Below are 6219 nucleotides of genomic sequence, written 5' to 3' on the forward strand. Positions count from 1 at the left end.
GCACGTGCCGTCCGGCGGCTCGCACCGGGCCCCGCGAGGGACCGTTACCGCCGTTCCTCACCCGCCCGGTGTGCCTGCCGGCAATGGCCCGGCTGTGGCGGCCGAAGACCGGACCGTCGAAGGAAGAACTCGCCGCGTCGATGATCCGGCTGCTGGCCGTATGCCTGAACCGGCTCCTGCACGTGGTGGCGGACGCCGCCTACCACGGCAGGGCCCTGCGCCACCTGCCCGAGGCGATCACCCTCACCACCCGGCTCCCGGCCGGCGCCGTGCTGTTCGACCTCGCGCCGCCGCCGACCAACAAGCGCGGCCGACCCCGCCTCAAGGGCGACAGGCTGGGCACGCCCGCCGAACTCGCGGCGACCGCCACGTTCACCACCACGCGCGTCGCCCGGTACGGCCGCACCGACCAGGTCCACATCGCCGAGGTCCGCTGCCTTTGGTACGGCTCCTTCCACACCCAGACCGTCCGCGTCATCCTGATCCGCGACCAGGACACCACCAACGGCTACGGCCTGGCCCTGGTCACCACCGACCTCGCCACCCCGGCCGCGGCGCTGGTCACCCGATACGCCTGGCGGTGGTCCATCGAGACCACCTTCGCCGAGGCCCGCACACTGCTCGGCGTCGGACAGGCCCGCAACCGCTCCGAGAACGCGGTCCGCCGCACCGTCCCGTTCGGCCTGTACTGCTACTCGATCACCGTCGTCTGGTACGCGTTGCACGGCCACCATCCCAGCGACGCCGCCGACCACCGCGCACGGGCCCCCTGGTACACCACCAAGACCGACCCGTCCTTCGCCGACATGCTCGCCAGGGTGCGTTTCTGCTTGAGGGAGCTGTGCCGTCTTGATCAGGCCGCGATGGTGTAGTTCTGCTGGTAGCGGGCGGTGTGCTGGCGGTCGTGCTCACGCTGGCCGTGGTAGGCCCAGTAGGTCTCGAAGTCTCCGTTGTCGATGACGGCGCGTAGGAGGAGGACGGCTTCGGCGCCGGTCAGGCTCCATCTCGCACCGGTGATGTCGAGCCGGTCTTTGATCAGGTAGCGGCAGCAGCCTTCGATGACGCCGGTGGCGATCGGCCAGCCCAACGCGAGGGCGAGGTCGTAGCTGACATTCCCCTCGTAGCGTGGAGTCGTGACCAGAGGGGAAGTTGAGGGTCATGGCGGGGAAGAGGCGCTCGTACGATGCGGAGTTCCGCGCGGGGGCGGTACGGATCGTGGCGGAGACCGGGAAGTCGGCCGCGGAGGTCGCGCGGGACCTGGGTGTGCAGGCGAGCACGCTGCAGAACTGGGTCCATCGTGCCCGTGCCCGGGCGGACGCGGAGGCGGCCGGGGGTCTGAGCGAGTCCGAGCGCGACGAGCTGCGCCGGCTGCGCGAGGAGAACGCCCGGCAGCGCAAGGAGATCGCGGAGCTCGGGATGGAGCGTGATGTCCTCAAGCGATCGGTGGTCCTGTGGGTGAAGGAGGCGATGAAGTGACGGTTGCGGCCTTCATCGTCGACCAGAGGACCGAACACGGTGTCCCGCACACGGTCGCCTGCCGGGCCCTGGGGGTGTCCGGGTCGTGGTTCTACAAGTGGCGCCGCCGACCGGCCGAGCCTACGAAACGCGAGGTCAGGCGGGCTGAGCTGGCCGAGCGGATCCGTCACTTCTTCGCGGCCTCCGGCAACACCTACGGCTCGCCCAGGATCACGCTCGATCTGTGGGCGGAGGGCTGGCAGGTCTCCGAGAACACCGTTGCCAAGATCATGTCCGAGCTTGGTCTCCAGGGCCGCAAGCCCCCGCGCCGCCGTCGGTCACTGACCCGGCAGGGCAAGTGCAAAGCGGCACGTGACCTGGTACTTCGCCGTTTCGACGCCATCTCACCCAACGTGCTGTGGGTCGGCGACATGACAGAGATCGACACCGGCGAGGGCAAGCTCTACCTCGCCACGGTCATCGACCTCTTCTCACGCCGACTGCTCGGCTACGCGATGGGCGCCCACCACGACACCGCCCTGGTCAGCGCCTCCCTCAGGATGGCGGTAGCCACCCGAGGCGGCGACGTGGACGGCGTGATCTTCCACAGCGACCGGTTGAACTCACCGAATACACCAGCGTGGCCTACAACGACCTGTGCGACCGACTGGGCGTGGTGCAGTCCATGGGGCGCGTCGGGTCGGCACTGGACAACGCCGCCGCCGAGTCGTTCCACTCCACGATCAAGGTCGAGTACATCCACCGGCACCGCTTCGCCACCCGGACCGAGGCCCGCATCAGGATCGCCACCTGGATCACCGACTTCTACAACACCCGCCGTCGGCACAGTGCGGCCGGCGGCCTGCCGCCGGTGGAGTTCGAACGGATCATCAGCAAAGCACGAGCCGAGGCCCATCAGGAGGCCCAGGCCGCATAGCGGACGACTCCACGGTTAGAGGGGATTGACACTCGGCTACACCGTCCGGTTCGACCCCATCGAAGCCGCATGAAACCACCCCACCAGTCAACTCGCTGAACTGGCCTCATCCTCTATTTTCGGACCAGAGTCAAGCTCACACCAGCCACCTAGAGCCAGCCTCGTTTGGAGGCCTGGAGCGCGGCTTGGAAGCGGGTTTCGGCGCCGAGGGTGCGTAGCAGGTGGCTGACGCGGCGGGTGACGCTGCGTTCGGTGATGCCCAGCGCGCGTGCGACCGTGCGATCTTTCATTCCGGCGGCGAGCATGGTGAGCATTTCCCGGTCGGCATCGGTGGGGCCAGTATCCTCTGGCTGGTTGCCGTCGAGGGGTATCGCCCGGTCCCACAGGGATTCAAACGCGATCACCAGCGCGTCGAGCAAAGGTGATGGGTGGACCAGGATCACGCTGTGCAGTTGTACGGCCTGGAAGCTGATCGGGATGACTGCGGTCTGCCGGTCGGCTATCAGCATTTTCATCTGGACTGAGGGCAGCACGCGGGCCTGCTCACCGGAGGCGATGTTGACGCGTAGGTCACGCACACGGTCGGGTTCCTCGAGGCGGGGTGCGTGGTAGACGGCCCGATAGCACACGCCACGGCGCATGGTTTGGGTTTCCTGAGGGTTGCCGGTGGCCCCGTCGTACAGGTAGGGCGGGCAATCCACGATGAGGACTTCTTCGCGGGCGGCGAGCTGGATGGCGACAACGTGATCCACGATGGCTTGCTCCCCGTCCACGATCTCGATCATGTCTGAGCCTCGGCCTCTGGGAGCGCCTTCCATCTGCTGGGCAAGCCCTCTCGCCTGGATCCGCAGCGTCCTCAAAGCCTCTTCTCTGCGGGTGGCCAGCGCGTCGATGGCTACTTCGGGTGGGGCGGGTATGTACCGGGTTGGGCTGCCGGTCAGCCGGGTGATCAGCCCGGCGTCGACCAGGCGTCCCAGGGGTTTGCGCAGCCGCGCGGGCGTCAGATGCAGCCGGGCGGCGAGCTCGGTGGCTGTGGCGCGTGGGCATGTCACCACCTGCAGGTAGACGGCGCCATCTACATCGTCGAGCCCCACCGGTTCGAGTAGCCCCTCCATACGTGCTGAGCCTAGCCGGGTCTGGCGTCGCAAGCATCGTCTGGTTACCGACGTTCGTCGGTTTTCAGACCTTCAGCCTACGGGCGAGCGGGGCTAGCGTGCTGCATCAATATCCCTCAGTGACGGAGGAGCGACATGAAACGCCGAGTGTTAGCGGGAGTCGTGGCGTTGGCTACGGCGTGGATGCTCGCCGCTGGTGCGGCGTCGGCTGCGCCGCCGCCGTTCGCCGGTGTTCAGGGCGACTACATCGTGGTGCTGGCCGGTTCGGTCGACGACCCGGCGGGCGTGGCCGCCGTGCAAGCGCGGCAGTTCAAGACCAATGTCGGGCATGTGTACCGGCACGCGCTCAAGGGTTACTCGGCCCGGATGCCGGAAAGCGCCGCGGCGGCGCTGCGGCGCACGCCCGGTGTCGTCTCGGTCGAACGGGACCAGATAGCCTACATCACCGGCGCCTCGGGCGCGACCGCGGCCGCCGGTAGCCCCAGTGCGGCGGCGCAGACCACCCCGACCGGGGTTAAGCGGATCTTCGCCGACCAGAACCCGGATCTGGTCATCGACGGGGTCGATGACCAGCGCGTCGATGTGGACATAGCCATCCTCGACACCGGCTCCGATTCGACGCACCCGGATCTAAACGTGGTGCGGCGGGTTGACTGCGCTAACAAGACCAGCTGTGTCGACAACTCCGGTGTCGATGACAACGGGCACGGCACGCATGTGGCTGGCATCGCCGCGGCAATCGATAACGGTGTCGGCGTGGCCGGAGCCGCGCCGGGCGCGCGGGTCTGGTCGGTCAAGGTGATGGGCTCCAACGGTGGGGGCAGCTTCTCCGGGATCATGGCCGGCATCGACTGGGTCACCGCACGGGCCGGTGACATCGAGGTCGTCAACATGAGCCTGGGCTGTGACGGTTGCACCGACAGTGCCACATCAACCGCGATCACCAACGCTGTCAGCAAGGGCATCGTGTTCGCCGTCGCCGCCGGAAACAGTGCCAAGAACGCCTCCACCTCCTTCCCCGCCAACCACCCCGACGTGATCACCGTGTCGGCGCTGTCCGATTCGGACGGCAAACCCGGCGGCACCGGCGGGGCGCCGGCCTGCCGCACCAGCGAAGGCGACGACCGGCTCGCGACCTTCTCCAACTTCGGCACCACCATCGACGTGGCCGCGCCCGGGGTGTGCATCCTGTCCACCGCGCTGAGGGCGCAGCCGCCATGCTCACCATGCATCTGGGACCCGTCCGGCTACGCGCTGGCCTCGGGCACCTCGATGGCGGCCCCGCACGTGGCCGGGGTCGCCGGCTACTACACCGCCGGAGCGAACAAACCCACCACCAAATCAGGCGCGCTGGCGATCCGGCAGAAGATCACCGACGCCGGGAATCTCAACTGGACCGACCAGTCTGGCGACGGAGTCAAAGAACCGCTACTGGACGTCAACGCCCCACTCGACCCCGGCGCCCCTCGGGCCATTCTCACCGCCAGCTGCTCAGGCAACACCTGCAGCTTCGACGCCTCCAGTTCCTCGGACCCCGATGGCACGATCACCTCATACGCGTGGACGTTCGGTGACGGCACCACCGGCACTGGCAAGACCGTTTCCCACACCTACGCCCCGGACAAGGCCTACACGGTCAAACTGACCGTCACCGACAACTCCGGAAAGACCGCCGCCACCAGCGAGCAGATCGCGGTCGGCAACCCGCCCCCGGTCGCGGCCTTCACCAACAGCTGCTCCAGCCCCACCACCTGTGCCTTCGACGCGTCTGACTCCACCGATCCGGGCGGTTCGATCAGCAGCTACACGTGGACGTTTGGTGACGGCACCACCGGCACCGGCAATACGATCACCCACCGCTATCCCAACCCTGGTGGCGGCACCTACATCGTCAAACTCACCGTCACCGACAACCAGGGCAAAACCGCGTCCATCAGCAAAACCATCACCCTGCCCGCCAATCAACTGCCGGTCCCGGTGATCACCGTGAGCTCCTGCTACGACGCCTCCCACAGCTGCTTCGTCGACGGATACGGCACCCGCGACCCCGACGGCGGCCTCTACACCACCTTCACCTACGTCTGGGACTTCGGTGACGGCACCACCGGCACTGGCGTCATCAAGAACCACCGGTGGCCCGCCGCCGGCACCTACACCGTCAAACTCACCGTCACCGACGACGAAGGCACCAGCGCCTCGGTCACCAAGAACGTCACCGTCCCGTAGTCCTGCCCCTTCCTGTGGGCTCGGCCGCCGCCAGGCGCGCCGGGCCCACGCAGCAATGCCGGGTCTTCGAATAAATGAGCGACTCAACCCCGTTGCGTTTGAGTCTTGAGTCGCAGGTCAAGCCCGGGTGAATGACGCAACGGGACGTCCTGATAGATCAACTTGTTGTCGAGGCAAGGTGATCACCGGGAGTCCCGTTGCAGGAGAAGTCCGTCATCACGCGCACGGTCGAGGCGGCGGGGGTCTGTACTGTCAACGGCCGTGTAGTAGTGCTGGCTCTGGCGCGAGTTTGGTGAAAGACCCCATGTGGATCTTGGTGATTCGTGATCATGCTGGGTGTCTGTCGCAGAGTTGATCGCCAGTTCGCCACCATCGTGACGGTGTCCGTCTTGTCGGGGCTGGTGAACGCGTACACGTCGGTGTTGTCCGCGCGCGGGTCGCCCGCGATCAGTGGTGCCTCGCGGTGGCTGGAGGCGGAACTGACCC

The 6219-nt window shown here is 67.2% G+C and carries 5 protein-coding genes and 3 pseudogenes; 5 read left to right on the forward strand and 3 right to left on the reverse strand.

Annotation, left to right across the window (positions count from 1 at the left end; all coding sequences use genetic code 11):
- Positions 1–83: 83 nt before the first annotated feature.
- Entirely contained in the window at positions 84–872 is a 789-nt protein-coding gene (locus AB0M99_RS32765; RefSeq protein ID WP_365926961.1) for a transposase, read from the forward strand.
- On the opposite strand, the pseudogene AB0M99_RS32770 reads toward AB0M99_RS32765, so the two are convergent.
- Positions 854–1084: pseudogene (locus tag AB0M99_RS32770) on the reverse strand (ISKra4 family transposase); the annotation flags it as partial. The gene AB0M99_RS32765 and the pseudogene AB0M99_RS32770 overlap by 19 nt on opposite strands.
- Before the next feature lie 74 nt (positions 1085–1158).
- Here AB0M99_RS32770 and AB0M99_RS32775 point away from each other — a divergent pair.
- The 3 genes and pseudogenes from AB0M99_RS32775 to AB0M99_RS32785 all read left to right on the forward strand — a co-directional run bounded on the left by AB0M99_RS32775 (position 1159) and on the right by AB0M99_RS32785 (position 2392).
- Positions 1159–1476, forward strand: a complete 318-nt coding sequence (locus AB0M99_RS32775; RefSeq protein WP_365926963.1) for a transposase — start codon at positions 1159–1161, stop codon at positions 1474–1476.
- Positions 1473–2012: pseudogene (locus AB0M99_RS32780) on the forward strand (IS3 family transposase); the annotation flags it as partial. The gene AB0M99_RS32775 and the pseudogene AB0M99_RS32780, both read left to right, overlap by 4 nt.
- A gap of 83 nt (positions 2013–2095) precedes the next feature.
- Positions 2096–2392: an integrase core domain-containing protein gene (locus AB0M99_RS32785; RefSeq protein WP_365926965.1), complete on the forward strand. Its 297-nt coding sequence runs from the start codon at positions 2096–2098 to the stop codon at positions 2390–2392.
- 149 nt (positions 2393–2541) lie between these two features.
- On the opposite strand, the gene AB0M99_RS32790 is transcribed toward AB0M99_RS32785, so the two are convergent.
- Positions 2542–3507, reverse strand: coding sequence for a helix-turn-helix domain-containing protein (locus tag AB0M99_RS32790; protein ID WP_365926967.1), 966 nt, complete (start codon positions 3505–3507; stop codon positions 2542–2544).
- 135 nt (positions 3508–3642) lie between these two features.
- Here AB0M99_RS32790 and AB0M99_RS32795 point away from each other — a divergent pair, with 135 nt between their 5' ends.
- Positions 3643–5733 (forward strand): PKD domain-containing protein, encoded by a 2091-nt coding sequence (locus AB0M99_RS32795; RefSeq protein ID WP_365926969.1) that lies wholly within the window; start codon positions 3643–3645, stop codon positions 5731–5733.
- Positions 5734–6091: 358 nt separating this feature from the next.
- On the opposite strand, the pseudogene AB0M99_RS32800 reads toward AB0M99_RS32795, so the two are convergent.
- Positions 6092–6219: pseudogene (locus tag AB0M99_RS32800) on the reverse strand (DUF4331 family protein); the annotation flags it as partial.

This window comes from Streptomyces sp. NPDC051183 (genome assembly GCF_040682455.1).
GTDB lineage: Bacteria > Actinomycetota > Actinomycetes > Streptomycetales > Streptomycetaceae > Streptomyces.